The sequence below is a fragment of the Streptomyces capillispiralis genome (assembly GCF_007829875.1).
Classification (GTDB): Bacteria; Actinomycetota; Actinomycetes; order Streptomycetales; family Streptomycetaceae; genus Streptomyces; species Streptomyces capillispiralis.
This window is the reverse complement of the sequence record NZ_VIWV01000001.1, coordinates 124,495-145,643: the sequence shown is the minus strand read 5'-3', so window position 1 is coordinate 145,643 and position 21,149 is coordinate 124,495. Positions and strand designations below refer to the sequence as shown.

Annotated in this window: 13 protein-coding genes; 3 read left to right on the top strand and 10 right to left on the bottom strand. The window is 71.5% G+C overall.

The genetic code is table 11. The annotated features are described in order from the left end of the window. Positions 1-22: 22 nt before the first annotated feature. Complete coding sequence (ligA, locus tag FHX78_RS00555) at positions 23-2,116, bottom strand: NAD-dependent DNA ligase LigA (RefSeq protein WP_167531653.1); 2,094 nt, start codon at positions 2,114-2,116, stop codon at positions 23-25. Positions 2,117-2,233: 117 nt separating this feature from the next. Here ligA and FHX78_RS00550 point away from each other — a divergent pair, with 117 nt between their 5' ends. After that, on the top strand, positions 2,234-2,842 hold the full coding sequence (locus FHX78_RS00550; protein WP_145865479.1) for a TetR/AcrR family transcriptional regulator: 609 nt from the start codon (positions 2,234-2,236) through the stop codon (positions 2,840-2,842). 272 nt (positions 2,843-3,114) lie between these two features. Next, on the top strand, positions 3,115-4,302 hold the full coding sequence (locus tag FHX78_RS00545; RefSeq protein WP_145865478.1) for a GDSL-type esterase/lipase family protein: 1,188 nt from the start codon (positions 3,115-3,117) through the stop codon (positions 4,300-4,302). A 1-nt stretch (position 4,303) separates the two neighbouring features. Here the strand turns inward: FHX78_RS00545 and FHX78_RS00540 are convergent, their stop codons facing one another. Then, on the bottom strand, positions 4,304-5,308 hold the full coding sequence (locus tag FHX78_RS00540) for a glycoside hydrolase family 43 protein (protein ID WP_145871532.1): 1,005 nt from the start codon (positions 5,306-5,308) through the stop codon (positions 4,304-4,306). A 394-nt stretch (positions 5,309-5,702) separates the two neighbouring features. Here FHX78_RS00540 and FHX78_RS00535 point away from each other — a divergent pair, with 394 nt between their 5' ends. Beyond that, on the top strand, positions 5,703-8,969 hold the full coding sequence (locus FHX78_RS00535) for a LamG-like jellyroll fold domain-containing protein (protein ID WP_145865477.1): 3,267 nt from the start codon (positions 5,703-5,705) through the stop codon (positions 8,967-8,969). Positions 8,970-9,037: 68 nt separating this feature from the next. Here FHX78_RS00535 and FHX78_RS00530 read toward each other — a convergent pair whose 3' ends face one another. From FHX78_RS00530 to FHX78_RS00495, 8 genes are all read right to left on the bottom strand, one after another. Continuing rightward, complete coding sequence (locus tag FHX78_RS00530) at positions 9,038-10,570, bottom strand: glycoside hydrolase family 43 protein (RefSeq protein ID WP_145865476.1); 1,533 nt, start codon at positions 10,568-10,570, stop codon at positions 9,038-9,040. Between the two features lie 90 nt (positions 10,571-10,660). After that, the gene (locus tag FHX78_RS00525; protein WP_145865475.1) at positions 10,661-13,021 is read right to left on the bottom strand and encodes an AbfB domain-containing protein; all 2,361 of its coding nucleotides are present in this window, start codon (positions 13,019-13,021) and stop codon (positions 10,661-10,663) included. Positions 13,022-13,158: 137 nt separating this feature from the next. Next, a complete protein-coding gene (locus FHX78_RS00520) occupies positions 13,159-14,196 on the bottom strand; it encodes an ABC transporter permease (protein WP_145865474.1) in 1,038 nt (345 codons plus the stop codon). Beyond that, complete coding sequence (locus FHX78_RS00515) at positions 14,193-15,155, bottom strand: ABC transporter permease (protein ID WP_145865473.1); 963 nt, start codon at positions 15,153-15,155, stop codon at positions 14,193-14,195. The genes FHX78_RS00520 and FHX78_RS00515 overlap by 4 nt, the downstream gene beginning before the upstream one ends. Then, the gene (locus FHX78_RS00510; protein ID WP_145865472.1) at positions 15,148-16,707 is read right to left on the bottom strand and encodes a sugar ABC transporter ATP-binding protein; all 1,560 of its coding nucleotides are present in this window, start codon (positions 16,705-16,707) and stop codon (positions 15,148-15,150) included. Before FHX78_RS00510 ends, FHX78_RS00515 begins: the two co-directional genes overlap by 8 nt. A gap of 72 nt (positions 16,708-16,779) precedes the next feature. Beyond that, positions 16,780-17,877 carry an ABC transporter substrate-binding protein gene (locus tag FHX78_RS00505; RefSeq protein ID WP_145865471.1) on the bottom strand — a complete coding sequence of 366 codons (1,098 nt, stop codon included), beginning with the start codon at positions 17,875-17,877 and terminating at the stop codon, positions 16,780-16,782. 909 nt (positions 17,878-18,786) lie between these two features. After that, positions 18,787-19,818 carry a LacI family DNA-binding transcriptional regulator gene (locus tag FHX78_RS00500; protein WP_145865470.1) on the bottom strand — a complete coding sequence of 344 codons (1,032 nt, stop codon included), beginning with the start codon at positions 19,816-19,818 and terminating at the stop codon, positions 18,787-18,789. 231 nt (positions 19,819-20,049) lie between these two features. Further along, on the bottom strand, positions 20,050-21,063 hold the full coding sequence (locus tag FHX78_RS00495; protein ID WP_145865469.1) for a LacI family DNA-binding transcriptional regulator: 1,014 nt from the start codon (positions 21,061-21,063) through the stop codon (positions 20,050-20,052). Between the last annotated feature and the right edge of the window lie 86 nt (positions 21,064-21,149).

Below are 21,149 nucleotides of genomic sequence, written 5' to 3'. Positions count from 1 at the left end.
GGGCGCGGGCCGCAGCCCCGGCTCAGCCGAGGAAGTCGGCGACCAGGGCGGCGAACTCGTCCGGCGTGGCGAGACGGACCCCCAGCTGTTCGGCCTTGGCACGCTTGGAGCCGGCGCCCTCGCCCGCGACCACCAGGGTGGTCTTCTTCGAGACGCTGGAGGAGGAGCGTCCGCCGGCCCGTTCGACGAGTTCGTTCATCTCGTTGCGGGAGAGCTTCTCCAGGCTTCCGGTCATCGCGCCCGTCACCACCACCGTCATCCCCGCCAGCGGGCCGCCCGCCGCGGCGGCCGGGGCCGGGGCCTCGCCGTCGGGGGCGGCGGCGTCGGCGGGCGGTGGCGCAGTGGCGCCGGGCTCGGTCATGTTGACGCCGTTGGCGGCGAGTGCGTCGATGAGCGGGGCGAGTTCGGCCAGCTCGGCGACGATCGAGGGGGCCTTCTCCGTCCCGATCCCCTCGACCTGCTGCATCGCTGCGGCATCGGCCGCACGGATGGCGTCCATGGTGGCGAAGTGCCGGGCGATGCGCCGGGACATGGACCGTCCGGTGCCCCGCACGCCCAGCGCGCACAGCACCCGCGACAGCGGCTGCTCCTTGGCCTTCGCGAGCGCCGCGAGCAGGTTGTCGGTGCTGGTCTCGCCCATCCGCTCCAGCGCCAGCAACTGGTCGCGCCGGAGGGTGAACAGGTCGGCGAGATCGGCGACCAGCCCCGCCTCGACGAGCTGGACGACGCGGGTGGCGCCCAAGCCCTCGATGTCGAGCTGGTCACGGCCCGCCGCATAGGCGAGCGAGGCGACCAGGTGGCAGTTCCGGCCCTGCGCGCACCGCCAGCGCTCCTCGCCGGTGTCGATGTCCGAACCGCAGCGCGGACACCGCTCGGGGAACTCGATGGGCCGCTCCTCGCCCGTGCGCAGATGGGCGACCGGCGCCTCGATGCGGGGGATGACGTCGCCGGCCCGGTGCACCATGACGTGGTCGCCCAGGCGCAGGTCCCGGCGGGTGATGTCGGCCGGGTTGTGCAGGGTGGCGTAGGTGATGGTGGAGCCGTCGATCACGACCGGTTCGAGGACGCCGCGCGGGGCGATGATGCCGGTGCGGCCGACGTTCCACTCCACCTCCAGCAGCCGGGTGATCTTCTCCACGGCCGGCAGCTTGTAGGCGATGGCCCAGCGGGGCGCGCGCGAGCCGTTCCCGGCGGCCCGCTGGTCGGCGGCGAGGTCGGCCTTGACGACGATCCCGTCGATGCCGAACGGCAGCTCGGCGCGGAGCGCGGCGATCTCCTTCACCCGGACCAGCACCTCCTCGGCGGTCTCCGCGACGATGTCCGGGACCGCCGTCCGGGCGCTGGTGTGCACCCCGAGCTGGGCGACCAGCGCCATCGCGTCGCTGTACGCCAGCTCGTCCAGCCGCTCGGCGAGGGCGGTGTCGGTGCCGGGGAGCGGCAGCAGGCCGTAGCCGAAGAACGTCATCGGCACCGTGTAGACGCGCTCCCTGGCCCGCAGGGTGCCCGCCGCCGCGTTGCGCGGGTTGGCGAACGGCTGCCCGCCGTGTCCGGTGCGCACCTCGTTGGCGTACTCGAACTGGGCGGTGGTCATGAGGACTTCGCCGCGCACTTCCACGGTGACCGGCTCACCCAGCTTCTCGGGCAGTCCCTCGACGGTGCCGATCGCGTGCGAGACGTCCTCCCCGGCCGTCCCGTCGCCGCGGGTGATCAGCCGGGTCAGCCGGCCGTCGACGTAACGGGCGGCTATCGCGAGCCCGTCCAGCTTCGGACCCACGCTGAACCGCGTCGCCTCACGGCCGGTACGGCGGGACAGGGAAGCGGTCCACGCCATGAACTCCTCGGCGGAGAACACGTTGTCCAGGCTGAGCATCGGCACCGTGTGCGGTATGTCGCCCTCCACCGCGCCACCGGCGACCTTCCCCGTGGGGGAGTCCGGCAGTATGCGATCGGGGTGCGCGGCCTCCCAGTCGGCGATCCCGCGCACCAACCGGTCGTACGCGTCGTCGTCCAGTGGCGAGGTGCCCCCCGTGTAGTAGGCGGCCGCCGCACGTACGGCGTCCTCGACCGCCTGGGCGTAGGCGGCGGCATCCACGATCACTGCTGCAGGTGTTGTCATGCGTCGCATCTTGCCGCCCACCACTGACAACGACCTCGACCGCCCCATGCGCCTCTGCCATTTGCCTAAAGGCTTTAGGTATGTGCATAATCGATTCAGTCGAATGGGAGGACGGTTATGGTACGCGCAGGGCTGACCCCGGAGCGCCTGACCCGGGCGGGGGCGGAGCTGGCCGACGAGGTCGGGTTCGAGCGGGTGAGCGTCTCCGAGCTGGCCCGGCGCTTCGACGTCAAGGTGGCGAGCCTGTACTCCCACCTGAAGAACTCCCAGGAGCTGAAGACGAGGATCACCCTGCTCGCCCTGGAGGAACTGGCCGACCGGGCCGCCGACGCCCTGGCCGGACGGGCGGGCAAGGACGCCCTGACCGCGCTGGCGAACGTCTACCGCGACTACGCCCGCGAGCACCCCGGCCGCTATGCCGCAGCCCAGTTCCGGCTCGGTCCCGAGGACGCCGCCGCGAGTGCCGGAGTGCGGCACGCCCAGATGACCCGGGCGCTCCTGCGCGGCTACGACCTGACGGAGCCGGACCAGACCCACGCGGTCCGGCTGCTGGGCAGCGTCTTCCACGGCTACGTCAGCCTCGAAATGGGCGGGGGGTTCAGCCACAGCGCTCCCGACACCCAGGACACCTGGACCCGCATCCTCGACGCGCTGGACGCGCTCCTGCGCAACTGGCCCGCCCCCGACGGCGGACGGGAGCCCCTCCGCGACCAGGCCCACCCCTGACGGCGGACCGCAACCCTCCCGCGACCAGCCTCGCTCCTGACGGCGGACCGGAACCCCCCGGCGGTCGGACCCGCTCCTGAGGGCGGACCAACCCCTTCCCGCGATCAGGCCCGCTCCTGACGGCGGACCAACCCTTCCCGTGACCAGACCCGCCCCTGACGACGGACCAACCCTTCCCGCGGTCAGACCCGCCCCTGACAGCCGACCGCACCCCTCCCCGCGATCGCCCCGAGGCGATCAGCCCACCCCTACAGACGGACCGGACCGGACCCATGGCCTCCACCCCGCCCCCCTGGATCACCACGCCCCTCACCGAGGACTTCGTGCGCGGCGCCCTCGACCTCGAGCGCACCCCGCACGGCCTCCTGCCGCACCGCCTGCCCGCCCGGGCCCGCGCCCAGTGCTCCGACGCGCAGCTCGCCATGGCCGAGTCGCAGCCCTCCGGCGTACGACTGGTCTTCCGCACCCGGGCGACCGCCGTCGAGCTGGACACGCTGCCCACCAAACGCGTCTACGTGGGCGCGCCGCCCCGCCCCGACGGCCTGTACGACCTGCTCGTCGACGGTCGGCCCGCCGGACAGGCCGTGGCGGCCGGCGGCAACAGCGTGATCATCGACATGAGCACGGGAACCGTCGAGCACCGGACCGGACCGGTCGCCACCCTGCGCTTCACCGGACTGTCCGCGGACGCCAAGACCGTCGAGATCTGGCTGCCGCACAACGAGACCACCGAACTCGTCGCCCTGCGCACCGACGCCCCCGTCGAGCCCGCGCCCCCCTCCGGACGCAGGACGTGGCTCCACCACGGCAGTTCGATCAGCCACGGCTCCGACGCCGCGAGCCCCACCACCACCTGGCCCGCGCTGGCCGCGGCACGGGGCGGAGTGGATCTGGTCAACCTCGGGCTGGGCGGCAGCGCCCTGCTCGACCCGTTCACCGCGCGGGCCATGCGCGACACCCCCGCCGACCTGATCAGCGTCAAGATCGGCATCAACCTGGTCAACGCCGACGTGATGCGGATGCGCGCCTTCACGCCCGCCGTCCACGGCTTCCTCGACACCATTCGCGACGGCCACCCCACCGCGCCGCTGCTGGTCGTCTCGCCCCTCCTGTGCCCCCTGCACGAGGACACGCCCGGGCCCACCGCCTACGACTTCAGCCGCCTCGCCGAGGGGCGGTTGCGGTTCACCGCCACGGGTGACGCCGCGGAGCGGGCCGAGGGCAAGCTGACCCTCACCGCCGTCCGCGACGAGCTGAAGCGCGTCGTCGAGCAGCGCGCCGCGGACGACCCGAACCTGCACCACCTCGACGGCCGGGACCTCTACGGCGAGGCGGACTACGCCGAACTGCCGCTGCCCGACGAACTGCACCCCGACGCGGCCACCCACCGCCGCATCGGGGAGCGCTTCGCCGCCCACGCCTTCGCGGCGCAGGGCCCCTTCGCGGGCGGCAGGGCGTGACCTACTCGAAGAACTTCAGGCTCCAGCCCGTATCGGTGTTCGGACCCGGCACGTTGGCCCGGCTGTAGGTGGTGTTGCCCCACCAGGCGAACGAGCCCGTGTACCAGTAGCGGTTCTCCCACGTGTACGGCGTGCCCTTCGGCACCGCGTGGAACATCAGCGGGAACCGCGGCCCGGCGGGCGGGCTGGTGCCGATGTCGCCGTGGAGCAGGACGAAGCTGTGGTGGCCGGGGCCGTTGACGTACAGCGTCGGGTCCCATCCGGACATCATGGTCGCCCGGTTCGAGCCGAACAGGCAGCCGTTGGACTTGTACCAGTCCCACACGTGCGTCGGGTCGCCCCCGGCCCGCAGCCGCAGGTCGGCCAGGCAGTACTGGTCGCTCCAGCTGCCGTTGGCCGAGTACACGATGTGCAGCTGCCCGTTCGGGTCCTTGATGGGCTCGGGCCCCTCGTTGATGAACGGGTTGCCCACCACCCGCTCCCAGCTCTCCCGGGGCTGCGAGATGATGTACCGCCCGCCGGTCGGCGTGGTCGGGCTGCTCATCCGGGCGATGTAGAGGTTCTGCTCGACGTTGGTGTCCCCGGCCCAGCCGGACCAGACGAACCAGCGCTGCCCGTTGAAGGTGAACAGCGCGCCGTCGATGGCCCACTTGTCGTCCGGCAGCGCGAGCCGGGTCTCGGCGGAGTAGCCGCTGGCCGGGCTGGCGGAGCTGATCACGTACATCCGGTGGGCCGCCCCGCGGCCGGCCGTGAAGTAGATGTAGTACCGGCCGCCGTCCATCACGATCTCCGGGGCCCAGACCTCACCGCGGTCGCGGGTGTCCGACCAGACCTGGCGCGGGGTGGCCGAAGCCAGCCCGGACGTGGACGATGCCTGCCGTACGGCGATCCCCCCGCCGGACGACTGCACGGAGATGTAGGTGCCGCCCACCCGGATCACGCTCGGGTCGGCGGCCCGCAGGGCGGTCTGGTCCGCCCGGGCGGGCTCGGCGGACGTCAGGCTCATCACGGCGGCGAGGACCGCGGACAGGACGAAGCCGAGGACACCGGCCCGTCGGCCGGAAAGCCTCGTCGTCCGCTGTGGGGGTCTGGCCACAGGTTGCGCACCTCCAAGCCCGGATTTACATCGATGGAACAGCCCTCACAGGATGGTGATGGGGCGAGGACATGTCAATGGGGTCGCCCGGGCCGGGGTGCTTCGTGCCTGGACAGGCCACCCTTGCTTTCCCGGGCGCGGACTGACGGTGCGTCAGCTGTGCGCGAAGCCTGGACAGCCGTCGGGAGGCGTGTTGTCATTCCGCTGCACACCGGATTTCCAACGTTGGAAGGGAATCCTGGGCCGAGGCGGTGGCCGCCCTGCTTCGCCATGGCCCCATGCCCTCTGCGCGAGGAAAGGTTCGATGAACAGACAACTCACCCGCCCCAGATCCAGATGGTGGGCCCTGCTGACCGTGTCCGCCCTGGCCCTGTCCACGGGCGCGCTGGCACCCGCCGCCTCGGCCGTCGTCCCGACGGCCGGCACGTCCGCCGCCTCGGCCGCCGACTCCGACGTGCAGGTGCACGGCCTCAAGGGCGAGTACTTCAAGATGTCGGCCCCCGGCGCCCGGGACTTCGCCGAACTCGGCGGCACCCTGCTGGAGCCCCAGATCAACTTCTCCGGGCTGACGAGCACCTTCGAGGAGCTGACCGGCCAGGCGGAGCACACCACCGCCCGCTGGACCGGCCAGATCGAGGCGCCGGAGACCGGTGACTACACCTTCCACGCCATCGGCGACAACGGCTTCCGCCTCTTCATCGACGGCAAGCCGGTCATCGACCACTGGGTGGGCGACTGGGACCGGGAGCAGACCAGCGCGCCCGTGAGGCTGACGGCCGGCCAGACGTACGACTTCCGCATGGAGATGTTCCAGGACGTCGGTGGCGCGAACATGTTCCTGCGCTGGTCGACCCCGACGATGCCCAAGCAGCTTGTGCCGACGTCCGCGTTCACCCCGCCCGCCGGCTTCGAGGTCTTCCCCGTGGAACCGACCGTCGCCGAGGACGGCCGGCGGCTGCGCGTCCGGTTCGAGGACGCGGTCGGTGGCATCGAGAACGTCGCGGAGCACCTCAAGATCGAGGCCGACACGACCGCCATGCCGGTCAAGTCGGTGGCGGTCGCCCGCGACGACCGCGACTCCCTCCTCGTCACGCTCTCCGAGCCGATCCAGAAGAACCAGCAGGTGCGGTTCACCTACGACGGCGAGGGCGGCCTCCAGGCCGGCGGCAAGGCCGTGCCCCGGATCGTCCGCTACGCCTCCAACACGTCCACCCACCGGATCACCACCCCGTGGGGCGACAAGCTCGACAAGAACCACCCGCTGCCGGAGTACCCGCGCCCCCAGCAGGTGCGCGCCCAGTGGAAGAACCTCAACGGGCCCTGGCAGTTCAGCGGCGCGAAGGCCGGTGAGGAGCCCGTCTTCGGCAAGGACCTGAACGAGAAGATCATCGTGCCGTTCCCGGTGGAGTCGCAGCTCTCCGGGCTCGAGCGGCACGAGGACCACATGTTCTACCGCAAGCTCGTCGACGTGCCGGACAGCTGGAAGGTCGGCAAGAGCGGCAAGCGGCTCAAGCTCAACTTCGGCGCGGTGGACTACCAGGCCCGCGTCTTCGTCAACGGCAGGAAGGTCGCCGAGCACACCGGCGGCTACAACGCCTTCAGCGCCGACATCACCGACGCCCTCAAGGGCGGCGGACCGCAGGAGATCGTGGTCGCGGTCACCGACACCGGCGGCGCCAACCAGCCGATGGGCAAGCAGTCCACCAACCCCGGCGGCATCTTCTACACCCAGACGTCCGGCATCTGGCAGACCGTGTGGATGGAGCCCGTCGCCGACGCCTCCATTGACAACGTAGTCACCACGCCCGACATCGACACCGGCACCCTGGCGGTGACCGTCGAGTCCGACGGCGCCTCCAAGGAGGCCCGGGTCGAAGCCGTGGCGCGCGACGCCCGCGGCAAGGTCGTCGGCAAGGTGAGCGGCCCGGCCAACAGCGAACTGCGCCTGCCGGTGGCGAAGCAGCACCTGTGGAGCCCCGACGACCCCTACCTCTACGACCTCGACGTCAGGCTGACCGACGGCAGGTCGACCGACAGGGTCGGCAGCTACTTCGGCATGCGCGAGATCGGGATCGAGGAAGTCGGCGGGTTCCAGAAACTGGTGCTCAACGGCAAGCCGATCTTCTCCCTCGCCACCCTCGACCAGGGATTCTGGCCCGACGGCCTCTACACCCCGCCGAGCGACGCCGCACTCGCCTTCGACCTGAAGGCGCACAAGAAGTTCGGCTTCAACGCGGTCCGCAAGCACATCAAGGTCGAGTCGCCGCGCTGGTTCTACCACGCCGACAAGCTCGGTCTGCTGGTCTGGCAGGACTTCGTCTCCGGGAACCTCACCAACGAGACCGGGCAGAAGGCCTTCGTCGACCAGGGCCGCGAGATGATGCGCCAGCACCACAACGCGCCCTCCGTCATCGGCTGGATCGTCTTCAACGAGGGCTGGGGCGAGTGGAACCGCGAGGAGAGCGGCCGTATCGCCGAGTCGGTGAAGGCAGCCGACCCGTCCCGGATCGTCAACGCCCACAGCGGAGTCAACTGCTGCAACTCCAAGGGTGACTCGGGCAAGGGCGACATCATCGACCACCACGACTACAACAACGAGGACCCGCCCTTCCCCGACCACCGGGCGGCCATGGACGGTGAGCACGGCGGCTTCACGCTGCGCACCCCGGGCCACATGTGGCCGGGCACCCCGACCGTGATCTACAGCGGTGTCGCGGACAAGGCGGCGCTGACCCGCAAGTACGTCGAGAACACCGAGAAGTTCTACCTCGACCAGGCGGGCGCCGAACTCTCCGGATCCGTCTACACGCAGATCTCCGACCTGGAGAACGAGCTCAACGGCCTCTACACCTACGACCGACGCGAGATCAAGGTCGACCCGGCCCCGGTGCGTGAGATCAACCGCAAGGTCATCGCGGCCGGCGCCGCGGCCGGCGAGCGCGAACCGCTGAAGGGCGGCGGCTCCTGGTCCCTCGACGAGGGCACCGGCACCACCGCGAAGGACGACGGCCCCAACAACCTCCCGCTGAAGCTCTCCGAGGGCACCGGCTGGACGGACGGGGTCAGCGGCAGCGCGCTGAAGTTCGACGGCCAGGGCCAGTACGCCCAGACCGACGCCCCGGTGCTCGACACCACCGGCAGCTACACGATCTCCGCCTGGGTCACCCTCGACGCGCTCCCCGGCAACTACGCCACCGCCGTCAGCCAGGACGGACGCCGCCAGGCCAGCCCGTTCTACCTCCAGTACGGGCAGGGCGCCTTCGCCTTCAGCACCCCCGACGGACAGCGCGCCCGGCTGGAGACCAGGCCCGAGACCGGCCGTTGGTACCACCTGGTCGGCGTCCGTGACGACGCCACCCAGCAGATCACGCTGTATGTCGACGGCAAGCGCGCCGCCACCTCCACGGCCGGACCCGCCTACGTCGGCACCGGGCCCCTCGCCGTGGGCCGCGCCCAGTGGAACGGTGAGAACACCGACTTCTGGAACGGCTCGGTGGACCAGGTCCGCGCCTACGACAAGGCGCTCACCGCCGAGGAGGTGAGCGCCCTGTACGGCGGGGAGAAGCCGTAGTCACCGGGCTTCCGGGCCGGCGGTCCCGGCGGGAGGGCACCACGCCCTCCCGCCGGGACCGCGCCGTGTCACGTGGCGGGACCGACCGCCACGTTGTCGAAGGAGGCGGCGGTGTCGAAGACCCGGACGCCGTTCGCACCGCTGCGGTACGTGTCGTCGGTGACCGAGATCCTCGGCGTCAGCAGGTCGTCGACGTACACCTTGATGGACGAGCCGACGGCCGTGACGCGCAGCCGGTGGGAGGTGCCGGGGGCGACGGACACCCGGGCGGTGCCCAGCGGGGTCCAGGAGTCGTTCGCCCGTCCGAGCACCACCTTGCCGTCCCCTCCAATGCCCGCGTAGTACCCGGAGTAGCCGTCGACGCCCGTGCCCGGCCGGCTCGCCCGGAACACCAGACCCGCGTCGCCCCGGCCGGAGGCGGGCGTGACGTCGGCGTCGAAGGTGAAGTCGGCGAAGTTGGTGTCGAGGAGTGCCTTGCCGCCGAGCGAGCGGCCGGCCCGGTAGCGGCCGCCGGCCGCGGTCCACGAGCCGCCGTACGTCTTCCAGCCCAGCGCGTTGTGGTCCGCGAAGTTGTCCCGGACCTTCATGTCGATCCGCCGGATCGTACCGTCGGGCCTGAAGTGCATGCGGTCGTAGGCCAGTTGGCGGTGGTTGCCGTCGGTCTCACCGAGCGGCCGGCGGTGGTAGAAGATGTACCAGATGTCGGTGCCGGGCACGTTGACGACCGAGTTGTGCCCGGAGCCCTTGGCGACCGCCGGGTCCTGGGCCAGCACCTTGTCGATCTTCTCGAAGGGCCCGGTCGGCGAGTCGGAGATGGCGTACGACACCGAGTAGTCGGGCCCCGTCCAGCCTCCCTCGGACCACATCAGGTAGTACTTCCCGCCCCGCTTGAACATCTGCGGGCCCTCGACGTAGTCGGCCGGGGTGATCTCCTTGAACGTCGACCCGTCGTCGAAGGTGCCGAGGCTGGTCATGTCCGGGTTGAGCTTGACGACGTTCGCGTGGCCCCAGCCGCCGTAGTACATGTACGCCTGGCCGTCGTCGTCGATGAAGACGTCCTGGTCGATGGGCTGGGCGCCGTTGTGGAACCGCGAGATCAGCGGCGCCCCGATGGCGTCCTCGTAGGGGCCCTCGGGACGGTCGGCGACGGCCACCCCGATCCCGCCGAGCTGGGAGTCGTTCTGGATGTCGTTGGCGGCGAAGTACAGGTAGTACTTGCCGTCGCGCTCGATCGGGGCGGGCGCCCACATCGCGCGCCGCGCCCAGGAGATGCTCGCCTTCGTCAGGACGTCGCTGTGCTTGGTCCAGTGCACCAGGTCGGTGGAGGAGAAGGCGTCGAGATGGGTCTGCTCGTCGTACGGCCTGGAGGTGGTGGGGAACACCCAGTAGGCGCCCTCGTAGACCGCCATGTCCGGGTCGGCGTACCAGCCGTCGACGAAGGGGTTGCCGGCCTCGGCGGTGCTGTACTCGGGCACCTTGGGCGCGGCGGCGGCGGTGGCGGTGGTGGCGGCGGCGGCCGAGGGTGACAGCGTTGTCAGGAGGCCGCCGACGAGTACCGCGGCGCAGCAGGCGGCGGTGAGTCCGGTCGTTCGGGCAGTCATCGTCCAGGAACTCCAATGCGTTCGGGAACGGGTGCGGTGGCGGCCCGGCGGGCCGCCACCGCTCTTCTCACTGGCGCGGCGTCGCCGCGCTCACGGGGCCCACGGGGCCTCCACGGCCCAGGTGGTGTCCTCCGTGAAGCGGGAGGGGCTGTCCCAGGTGTGCGTTCCGCCCGGGGTGGCCAGCCACAGCTCGGCGCCGAAGTGGCGCAGGTACTGCCCGGGGAAGTTGTGCGCGGACAGCCGCACGCCCCCGTTCGCGCCGCGCACCGGGCAGAAGGTGGCGTCGGCGCGGAACAGGTCACCGCTGCCGCCCTCCTTGTACACGCGGTGGTCGCGGTGACGCAGGTACTCGCCCGGGTAGTTGCGCGACTCGAACGAGTAGCACGTGCTGTCGGCCAGCCCCGGGACGATCCTCCAGGTGGCGTCACTCCTCAGCAGCGCGTCGCTGCCGCCGTTCACGACGTCCGTGAACGCGGCGCCGTCCCGGTGCCGCAGGTAGCGGTCGGTGTACCCCGGTGTCGTCACCCGGAGGGACCGGTACTGGCCGGTGGGCAGCGTCACGGGGGCGGCCGGTGAGCGGGAGGCGTCGATCAGGGCCCGGTTGGCGGCCCGGACCCTCGCCTCGTCGACCTTGACCACCTGCCGGTCGTAGGTGAGCAGGCCGTTGGCCTCGTTCTCCACGTCGGTGATCTCGGTGTAGACGGACGCGGACAGTCCCCGCGGCAGGCGCACCTCGCGGATGCCGTCGATCAGCCCGACGAACCGGTCGTCGAGGTGGGCCGGGTCGGGCTGGTCCTCGTAGCTGAAGCCGCCGCCCGGATACCACTCGTGGCCGGCCACCTTGAGGCCCAGTCCGCCGAACTCGCCGAGCACCGCGGCACGGGTGGCGCTGGGCACCGTGGTGCCGGGACCCACGTACACATGGTGGTCCACCACATCGCCGTTGCCGCCGTCCACCGCGCCGCAGCAGTTGACGCCGCTCATGTTGTCCACGAGGCGGGACGGGTCGTACGCCTTGACCTCGTCGGCGATGCGGGCCTGGTCGTACTGGCCCCAGCCCTCGTTCTGGTTGACCCACATCACCAGCGACGGCGAGCTGCGGTGCTGGTCGATGATCCGGTCGTACTCGGCCTCCCACTGGGTGCGCCCGGCGGCGTCCGGGGTGCGCTCCATGGAGGGCATGTCCTGCCACACCAGCAGGCCGAGCCGGTCGGCCCAGTGGAACCAGCGCTGCGGTTCGACCTTGATGTGCTTGCGGACCATGTTGAAGCCCAGGTCCTTGTGCTTCTGCAGGTCGTACCGGAGCGCGGCGTCGGTGGGCGCGGTGTAGATGCCGTCCGGCCAGTAGCCCTGGTCCAGGGTGCCGGTCTGGAAGACGAACTCGCCGTTGAGAACGGGCCGCAGGACGCCGTCGACCCGGGCGAGGCCGATGGAGCGCATCCCGGCGTAACTGCCCACGGAGTCGACGGCCGCCGTACCGGAGAGCAGGTCGGCCCTGACGTCGTAGAGGAACGGGTCGTCCGGGCTCCACCGGCGCGCGTTCGGCACCGGGACGGTGAACTCGCCGCCGACCGGACCGGTCGCGGTGCCGACGGTGGTGCCGCCGGCGGAGACGGTGACACGGGCCTGGTGGCCGCTCGTTCCGGCGCCCCGCACGGTGACCCTGAGGCGGTTGTTCGTGAGGTCGGGCACCATGTCGAGGCGGGTGATGTGGGCGGCGGCCACGGGTTCCAGCCACACCGTCTGCCAGATGCCGGACGCGGCGGTGTAGAAGATGCCACCACCCGGATGCGGCGTGACATCGTTGAGCCGCTGCTTGCCGACCGCCTGCGTACCGGTCTGGGTGGGGTCCCACACGGAGATGACGACGGTGTTGGTGCCGCTGTTGAGCAGCGCGGTGATGTCGTGGGAGAAGGAGTCGAAGCCGCCGTCGTGGGTGGCCCCGGCCTGCCGGTCGTTGACCCACACCGTCGTACGCCAGTCACTGGCACCGAAGTGGAGTTGGACGCGGCGGCCGTTCCAGCCCGACGGGACGGTGAAGGTGCGCTTGTACCAGAGCTTGTCGTTTTGCGTGATCTTGCGCTGGATGCCGGAGAGCGCCGACTCGGCGACGAACGGGACGCGGATCTGCTCGGGGAACGACGCGGGCCGTCCGGCGTCCGCCGCGGTGACGGCGAAGTCCCAGATGCCGTTCAGATTGGCCCAGTCGGGGCGGGTGAGCTGCGGCCGCGGGTACTCGGGCAGCGGCATGTCCACGGGGACCTGGTTCGTCCAGGGGGTGGTCATCGGCGCGGGCTTCGGCGTCCACGCCTGCGGCGCGGCGGCCGCGACGCCGGAGACGGTGAGGGCGGTGCCGGCGAGCAGGGCCAGCACCGCGAGCACGGTGGTGGCCCATCGTGACCGCCGTCGCGGCCGGGGGAGGGGTGGGAGCGGGGCGGGTACTCGACGCATCGTCACTCCTTGGGAAGTGGGGGTGGGAGACGTGCGCGTGCGAGAAGCGGCCGGTCGCGCGGTGGGGCGTGACCGGCCGCCCGGTACCCGGACGCGGCAGCGGGAGTCGGAGGGGCCCGACCGCCGCGTCCGGAGCTCTACATCAGTTGCCGCCGGCGGCCCAGCCAGGTCTGGGCGACGACCACGACCGCCAGGAAGGCGCCGCTGACGACCTGCTGGTAGGAGGAGTCCAGGGAGCCGATCTGGTTGATGACGTTCTGGATCACCTTCAGCAGCAGCACACCGACCAGGGAGCCGCTGACGTAGCCGAGCCCGCCGGTGAGCAGGGTGCCGCCGATGACGACGGCGGAGATGGCCTCCAGTTCCATGCCGTTGCCGAGGATGGTCACCCCGGAGGCGAGCCAGGCGGCGTTGAGCGCGCCCGCCAGCCCCGCCAGCACTCCGGACAGGGTGTAGACGAGGATCTTGGTGCGGGCCACCGGGGCGCCCATCAGGGCCGCCGCGTCCTCGTTGCCGCCGACCGCGTACACATGCTGTCCGAAGCGCGTGCGGCGCAGGACGACGGCCCCGGCGACGAACAGCGCCAGCGTGATCCACACCGGGTTGCCGATGCCGAGGACCGAGCCCTGGCCGAGTTCCGCGAGGAACGAACCCTTGCCGATCAGATAGGTGTTGGCGCCCTCGTCGGTCAGGGCCAGCATCAGGCCCCGCGCCCCCAGCATCGCGGCCAGCGTGACGATGAACGGCGCAAGCCGCGAACGGGCCACCAGCAGACCGTTGACGACACCGATGGCCCCGCACACCACCAGCGGCAGCAGCAGCGCCACCAGCGTCCCGTGCCGGGAACCCCAGGCCGCCAGGACCCCGCCGAGCGCGAACAGCGAGCCGACCGACAGGTCGATGCCGCCGGTGATGATCACGAAGGTCATGCCGAGCGCGACGATCGCGAGGAACGCCGAACTCGTCGCCATGTTGCCGACGTTGTCACCGGTGGCGAAGGAGTCGAAGCTGAACGACGCCACCAGCGACACGACCACCAGCACCGCCAGCGCGCCGTGCTGCTGCACCAGCGCCGTCAGCCGCTCGGAACGGGCCGGGCCCGCGGGCTCGGCGGCCGCCGCCGGCTCCCCGCCGCCCGCCGCGGTCACCCGCGCGTCCGTCTTCGTGACGGTCATCGCTTCCCCCGTCCCCGTGCCGCGTAGACCGCGCACACGATCACTATGGCCTGCGCGATCTGGGTCCACGAGGGCGGCAGATCGTGCTTGATGAGGGTGGCGGTGAGCAGCTGGATGAGGACGGCTCCCGCCACGGTGCCGGCGATGTTCACCCGGCCACCGGTCAGCGGTGTCCCGCCGACCACGACGGCGGTGATGGCGGACAGCTCCATCAGATTGCCCAGCGACGTCGGGTCACTGGCCTGCAGCCGCGCCGTGGCGAGCACACCCGCCACCGCCGCGAGCAGCGCGCAGACCACGTACACCACGATCAGCACCCGGCGCACCGGCAGCCCGGCGAGCTGCGCGGCGGGACGGCTGTCACCGATGGCGAGCAACTGCCGTCCGAAGGTGGTGCGGCGGACGACGAACGCCACCAGCAGGGCCAGCACCGCCGCGATCAGGATCAGATACGGGACGCCCAGCACGTCACCGGAGCCGAGGGAGGCCAGCGCGGGGTTGCGCAGGTCCTCCAGCTGCGGCAGCAGCACCAGGGCCAGGCCCCGGCCGCCGACCATGAGGGCCAGGGTGGCCACGATCGGCTGCACCCCGACGAACGCCACCAGCGCCCCGTTGGCCAGCCCCACCCCGGCGGAGAACACCGCCACGACGAGCAGCGCCGGCAGCAGCCCGTAGCCGAGGTACAGCGCCGTCACGGACGCCGCCAGCGCCATGACGGCGCCCACCGACAGGTCGACGCCCTCGGTCCCGATCACCAGGGCCATGCCGAGCGCGACGATGATGACGGGCGCGACCTGCACGGCCTGGGTGCGGAAGTTCTCCGCGGTCAGGAAGTGCGGGGTGATGACGATGTTGACGACCAGCAGCAGCGCCACACCGGCGTACACGCCGTAGGTCTGCAGCCACTGCAGGACGCGCGTTCGGTCCAGCGCGACGGTCCGGACGGTGGCTTCAGCCATCGGTCGCCGCCTCCTCGACCGCGTCCCCGGCCGGGGCGTGCCCGGCGATGGTCCGCATCAGCTTGTCCTCGGTGACCTCGTCGCCGGTCAGCTCGCCGACGACCGCACCGTCCTTCAGTACGACCACGCGGTCGGACCCTTCGATCAGTTCCTCCAGGTCGGAGGAGATGAGCAGGACGCCCAGGCCGTCCGCGGCCAGTTCGTCCACGAGTTTCTGCACCTCGGCCTTGGCACCGACGTCGATGCCCCGGGTGGGCTCGTCCAGCAGGAGCACCTTCGGGTTCATCGCCAGCCAGCGGGCCAGCAGTACCTTCTGCTGGTTGCCGCCGGACAGTTCGCCGACCTTCTGCTGCGGCGAGGACGCCTTGATGCGCAGCCGCTCGATGAAGGTGTCGACGATGCTGTCGACGCGCGCCTCGGAGACCAGCCCGAAGCGGGACAGGCGGGGCAGCACGGCCAGCGAGATGTTCTCCCGGACCGACAGACCGGGCACGATGCCCTCGCTCTTGCGGTCCTCCGGCAGCAGACTGACGCCCGCCCGGATCGCCGCGGGCGTGGAGCCGCCGCGCAGCGGGACCCCGGCCACCGTCACACTGCCCGAACTCGTCGCCAGCGCACCCGAGATGGCCTTGGCCGTCTCGGTGCGCCCGGAGCCGAGCAGCCCGCCGAGCCCGACGACCTCGCCGGGACGGATGCTCACCGAGACGCCGTGCAGCTGGTGCGGGACCGTCAGGTCACGGGCGTCAAGCACCGGTTCGGTGTCGGTGGCGTGACGGTCGCCGGTGAACTTGGTCAGGCCCTCCGCGCGCACCTCGCCCAACTCCCGCCCCAGCATCGTGGACACCAGGGAGAGCCGGTCGAGGTCGGCGAGCCGGCCGTGGTGCACGCGACGGCCGTCGCGCAGCACCGTGACGGTGTCGCACACGGCGTACAGCTCGTCGAGCCGGTGGCTGACGTAGATGACGGCGATGCCGTCGTCGCGCAGTCGGCGGATGACCGAGAACAGCGTCTCGACCTCCCGCGGTTCGAGCGAGGAGGTCGGCTCGTCCATGATGACGATCCGCGCCTCGCTCGCCACGGCACGCGCCAGGGCGACCATCTGCTGCGCGCCGACACCGAGCGTGCGCAGCGGCCGGCGGACGTCCACCCGGACGCCGTAGGCGCGCAGCGTCTCCTCGGCCTCCCGGTTCATACGGGCGAAGTCCAGCAGGCCGAAGCGGTTGCGCGGTTCGCGGCCCAGGAAGAGGTTGCGGGCCACGCTCAGCAGCGGGATGAGGTTGACCTCTTGGTAGATGGTCGAGATCCCGGCCTTCTGGGCGTCCAGCGGGGTGCCGAAGGAGACCGCGCCGCCCAGGAAAACGATGTCACCGGCGTCGGGCCGGTACACACCGGTGAGGACTTTGATGAGGGTCGACTTGCCGGCGCCGTTCTCGCCGATCAGGGCGTGGACCTCGCCCGGGTGCAGGGTCAGGTCCACGTCGTCCAGGGCCCGGACGCCGGGGAAGGTCTTGCTCAGTCCGCGGACGGCGAGGACTTCGGCGGGGGGAGCCACCTGTGCCTCCAGGGATGACAGGAAGGGATGACGGACGGACAGGGGGGCCCGGAGACCGGGCCCCGCGACGGATCAGTAGGCCTTGCCGAGGTCCTGCTCGGCGTTGCCGGCGTCGTAGGCGCTGTCCTGGATGACGATGTCCTGCGGGACTTCCTTGCCCTGGGTGAAGGTGTCCAGCGTCTGGAACGCCAGCGGACCGAACCTCGGGTTGGACTCGATGACGCCGCTGATCCAGCCGTCGACGACGCCCTGGACGGCGTTGCGCGTGCCGTCGACCGTGACGATCTTGATGTCGCCGGCCTTCTTGCCGGCGCCCTTGAGCGCGGCCACTGCGCCCAGGCCCATCTCGTCGTTCTCCGCGTAGATGCCCTTGATGCCGGGCTTGGACTGGATGAGCTGCTCGGTGACCTGCTGGCCCTTCTCGCGGGTGAAGTCACCGGTCTGCTCGAAGACGACCTTCAGACCGGGGGCCTTCTCGGCGACGCGCTCCTTGAAGCCCTTGGTGCGCTCGGTGGTGACGTTGTTCCCGGCCGAGCCCAGCAGGATGGCGACCTCGCCCTTGCCGCCGGTGGCCTCGATCATCTGGTCGGCGGCGCGCCGGCCCTGCTCGACGAAGTCGGAGGCGATGAAGGAGACGTAGTCCTTGCAGGCCGTGGCGTTGATCTTGCGGTCGATGGTGACGATCGGGACCTTCTTGGCGGCCGCCGCCTGCAGCACCGGGTCCCAGCCGTCGGAGTTGAGCGGGGCGATCACCAGCAGGTCGGCGCCCTTGGCGAGCAGGTCCTGGACGTCGCTGATCTGCTTGGAGAACTGCGACTGGGCGTTGGCCGTCAGCAGCTTGACGCCTCTCTTGGCCGCCTCGTCCTTGATGGACTGGGTCTCCGCGATGCGGAACGGGTTGGCTTCCTTCTCCGACTGCGAGAAGCCGACGGTGGCGTCCTTGAGGTCGATCTTCTCGCCGCCGTAGGCGTCGATGGTGCAGGACTTGCTGCCCGGCTTCGGCTCGACGACCTTCTGGCCGGCGTCGGCCGCGGCCGACGACGACTTCTTGCCGTCCGACGCGTCGTCCTCCGACTTGGCGCAGGAGGTGGCGGTCAGGGCCACGGCGGCGGCCAAGGCCACGACCACGGGACGGGCGAGGAGGAGGGAACGGTGAGTGGTGCGCTGCATGGTGACCCCGATCCGGGTGACGCTGAAAAGGTAACTGGGGAGCCGAAGGACGCGCATGAGTGGAGCTGCTCCCCCTGTGCAGGGCGGCGTCCGGTGCGCCGCAAGGAGGTTTTACATCGTTGGAAGGATGCTGTAAACCCCTTGCGCACAAGGTGCGAAACCGGGGGTGGAGGGGAGGGGGAGGCCCGCCGTGGCGGCCTCCGGGTGCTCGGTCGGCGACGGGACGGCGCGGGAAGCGCTTGCCGCGCGGGGCGGGTTGGACTGCCCGGTCGGGGGGGCTCGGTGAAGTGCGGTCGCGGCAGGGGGTGTTCGCGGTCCGGTGACCGCGCGCCGGTGGTGGGGGCGACGGTGTGAGGGCGTTCGGTGGAGCGTGACGCCGCAGCGGGCCCTCCCCGGAGAGCGGGCTTCGGGCGGCCCTCGCCCGAGACCGGGCTCCGGGGCTGCGGACTCGCCCGGCGGCCCTCAGTGGCCGCACGCCCGGGCCTGCCGCCACGGAACGCCGAACGCCCGCCGAACGTCCCGCCGGGCCGGTGGCCAGGCCTGGCGGTGCCGGCGGGATGGGCGCGTCCGACGGTATCCCCGGCCGGCCGGGCGGGGCCGGGCGGGGCGGGGCGGGGCAGGGCGGATGTGTCGGACGGTCCCCGGCCGGGCGGGACAGGGCGGATGTGTGTCAGACGCTCCCCCGGTCGGACGGTGCGGGACGTACGTGTTTGACGGTCCTCCCGGTCGGACGGTGCGGACTGTGCGCGTCCGACGGTCCTCCCGGTCGGACGCTGCGGGACGTACGCGTCTGACGGTCTCCCCGGTCGGGCGGCGGTCCCGGGCGCGTGAGGCGGTTCCCCAGCCGGGCGGGACGGGGTGGATATGGCAGGCGGTTCCCGGCCGGGCGGGCGCGGCAGGGCGGATGTGTCAGACGGTTCCCCGGCCGGTGCCAGCCGGGCGCCCCACGGTGCTTTCGCGTTCAACGAGTTGGTAGTCCGCCCAGATGCGGCGGTGTTCCGGCGCCCGGTCGTTGAGCCGGGCGAGTACGGACTCCACCGCGAGGCGGCCGATGGCGGCCTTGTCCGGTGACACGGAGGTGAGGGTGACCGCGCCGAAGCGTCCCTCGATCACGTCGTCGAAGCCGACGACGGCGATGTCCTCGGGGACCCGCAGGCCCCGTTCGTGCAGCACCCGCATCGCCCCGATCGCCATCGGGTCGTTGTAGGCGAACACCGCGTCGGGCCGCCGTCCGCTGTCCAGGATGTGGTTCATGGCCACCGCCCCGTCGGCGTGCCCCCAGCCGTCGGTGGCCGCGACGAGCCCCTCGTCGGCCGGCAGCCCGGCGGCGGTGAGCTCCTCGCGCCAGCCCCGCACGCGCAGTTGGGCGGGCTCGCTGCGCCGGCGCCGGGCTCCGATGAACGCCACCTCCCGGCGCCCCAGACCGATCAGGTGCCGCACGGCGGCGCGGGCCGCGGCGACGTTGTCGATGGCGATGTGGTCGTACGGCAGGTCGTAGTCCCGTTCGCCGAGCAGCACCAGCGGCACGTCCTGGGCGCGGTCGCGCAGGTCCTCGGTCTCCAGCTCGATCGGGCTGAGGATGAGACCGTCGATCACCCGGGCCCGGAAGCCCTGGCTCACCAGGAGTTCCTGCTCGCGCAGCCCTCCGGTGTGGTCGAGGAGCACGATGTAGTCGTGCTGGGCCGCGGTGTCGATGACGGAGGCGGCCAGTTCGGCGAAGTAGGGGTTGCCCAGCTCGGGCAGGGCGAGCGCGATGATGCCCGTACGCCCCTTCCTCAGATGCCTGGCGGCGAGGTTGGGCTGGTAGCCGAGCGCGTCGATGGACCTCTGGACACGCTCGCGCATGGCCGGGGTGACGTGCTGGTAGTTGTTCACCACGTTGGAGACGGTCTTGATGGAGACCCCCGCGTGCGCGGCGACGTCCTTGAGGCTGACCCGCACGGCAATCCCTTCGTGAGCGGCCCGACTCGGTCGGTCGGTGCGGATACGGTGCCCTGACCATGAGCCGTGCGCCGAGCCGCCGGGCTCAAGTTTTACAACGTTATACATGCCCGTCCGTGACACTGACAAGGCCGGGGGAGCGCCGTTCCGGACGCCTGTCGCCGCCGGTGCCAGGGGCCGCGCCGGAGGCCCGGCCGCCGGGCCGTGCGGCCCGCCGGAGGCCCGGCCCCCTCATCCTCCCGAACTCTCCCGCACGATCAGCCGGTGCCCCGCCGTCTCGTCCACCGCGGGCCCGCCCGGCGCGCCGGCGTCGATCCGCTCCAGCAGCAACTGCACCGCCCGCCGTGCGATGCCGGGCTTGTCGGGAGCGACGGTGGTGATGGTGGGGATGCTGAACCGGGTGGCCTCGATGTCGTCGAACCCGACCACGTCCACGTCCTTGGGAACCGACCAGCCGTCCTCGTGGAGCGCCCGCACCGCGCCGAGGGCCAGGTGGTCGTTGAGGCAGAGCAGCGCGTCCGGCCGGTCCGGCAGCCGCATGAGCGTACGGGCGGCTGCCGCCCCGTCGGCCCAGCGGAACTCGGGCACCGGCATCACCAGGCCGGACGGCACGGCGAGCCCGGCCGCCGTCAGGGCCTGCTGGTGGCCGATGGTGCGCAGGCGGCTGGTGTTGTGCTGTCCGCGCAGGTCGCCGCCGATCACCGCGATGCGGCGGCGCCCCCGCGCCAGCAGGTGCTCGGTCGCCTCGCGCGCCGCCGCGACGTTGTCGATCGCCACGTGGTCGGCGCTGCCCGGCAGATTGCACTCGCCCAGCAGCACCAGCGGCAGCCGCGTGTCCCGGTCCGCCAGGTCGCGGGGTTGCAGGGCGAGCGGCGAGAGGATGACGCCGTCCGTGAACTGGACGTCGAAGCCGCGCACGGCGGCCAGTTCCTTCTCGCGCCGCCCGCCGGTCTCCAGCAGCAGGGTGGTGCTGCCGAGGCGTTCGGTCTCCGCCATGACGTGCCGGGCCAGCTCGGCGAAGTAGGCGATGTCCAGGTCCGGCACGGCGAGCGCGACCATGCCCGTGCGGCCGCGGCGCAGCTGGCGTCCGGCGATGTTGACCCGGTAACCGAGGGCGTCGATGGCCTCGCGGACCGCGGCCCGGGTCTGCTCGGAGACGTGTTCGTAGTCGTTGAGGACGTTCGACACCGTCTTGGCCGAGACGCCGGCGTACTCCGCGACGTCCTTGATCCTGGGCCTGCCCATGCTTCCCTTCTCGTTCTTCCTCGTGCCCCCGGATCGTAACGGCAGCGTCGCGGGGCCCGGTCGCGCGAGGGGTGAATCGGTCACCG

Coding starts and splice junctions, on each gene's coding strand:
- ligA (WP_167531653.1), bottom strand. CDS start 2,116: ATGACAACACCTGCAGCAGTGATCGTGGATGCCGCCGCCTACGCCCAG.
- FHX78_RS00550 (WP_145865479.1), top strand. CDS start 2,234: ATGGTACGCGCAGGGCTGACCCCGGAGCGCCTGACCCGGGCGGGGGCG.
- FHX78_RS00545 (WP_145865478.1), top strand. CDS start 3,115: ATGGCCTCCACCCCGCCCCCCTGGATCACCACGCCCCTCACCGAGGAC.
- FHX78_RS00540 (WP_145871532.1), bottom strand. CDS start 5,308: ATGAGCCTGACGTCCGCCGAGCCCGCCCGGGCGGACCAGACCGCCCTG.
- FHX78_RS00535 (WP_145865477.1), top strand. CDS start 5,703: ATGAACAGACAACTCACCCGCCCCAGATCCAGATGGTGGGCCCTGCTG.
- FHX78_RS00530 (WP_145865476.1), bottom strand. CDS start 10,570: ATGACTGCCCGAACGACCGGACTCACCGCCGCCTGCTGCGCCGCGGTA.
- FHX78_RS00525 (WP_145865475.1), bottom strand. CDS start 13,021: ATGCGTCGAGTACCCGCCCCGCTCCCACCCCTCCCCCGGCCGCGACGG.
- FHX78_RS00520 (WP_145865474.1), bottom strand. CDS start 14,196: ATGACCGTCACGAAGACGGACGCGCGGGTGACCGCGGCGGGCGGCGGG.
- FHX78_RS00515 (WP_145865473.1), bottom strand. CDS start 15,155: ATGGCTGAAGCCACCGTCCGGACCGTCGCGCTGGACCGAACGCGCGTC.
- FHX78_RS00505 (WP_145865471.1), bottom strand. CDS start 17,877: ATGCAGCGCACCACTCACCGTTCCCTCCTCCTCGCCCGTCCCGTGGTC.
- FHX78_RS00495 (WP_145865469.1), bottom strand. CDS start 21,063: ATGGGCAGGCCCAGGATCAAGGACGTCGCGGAGTACGCCGGCGTCTCG.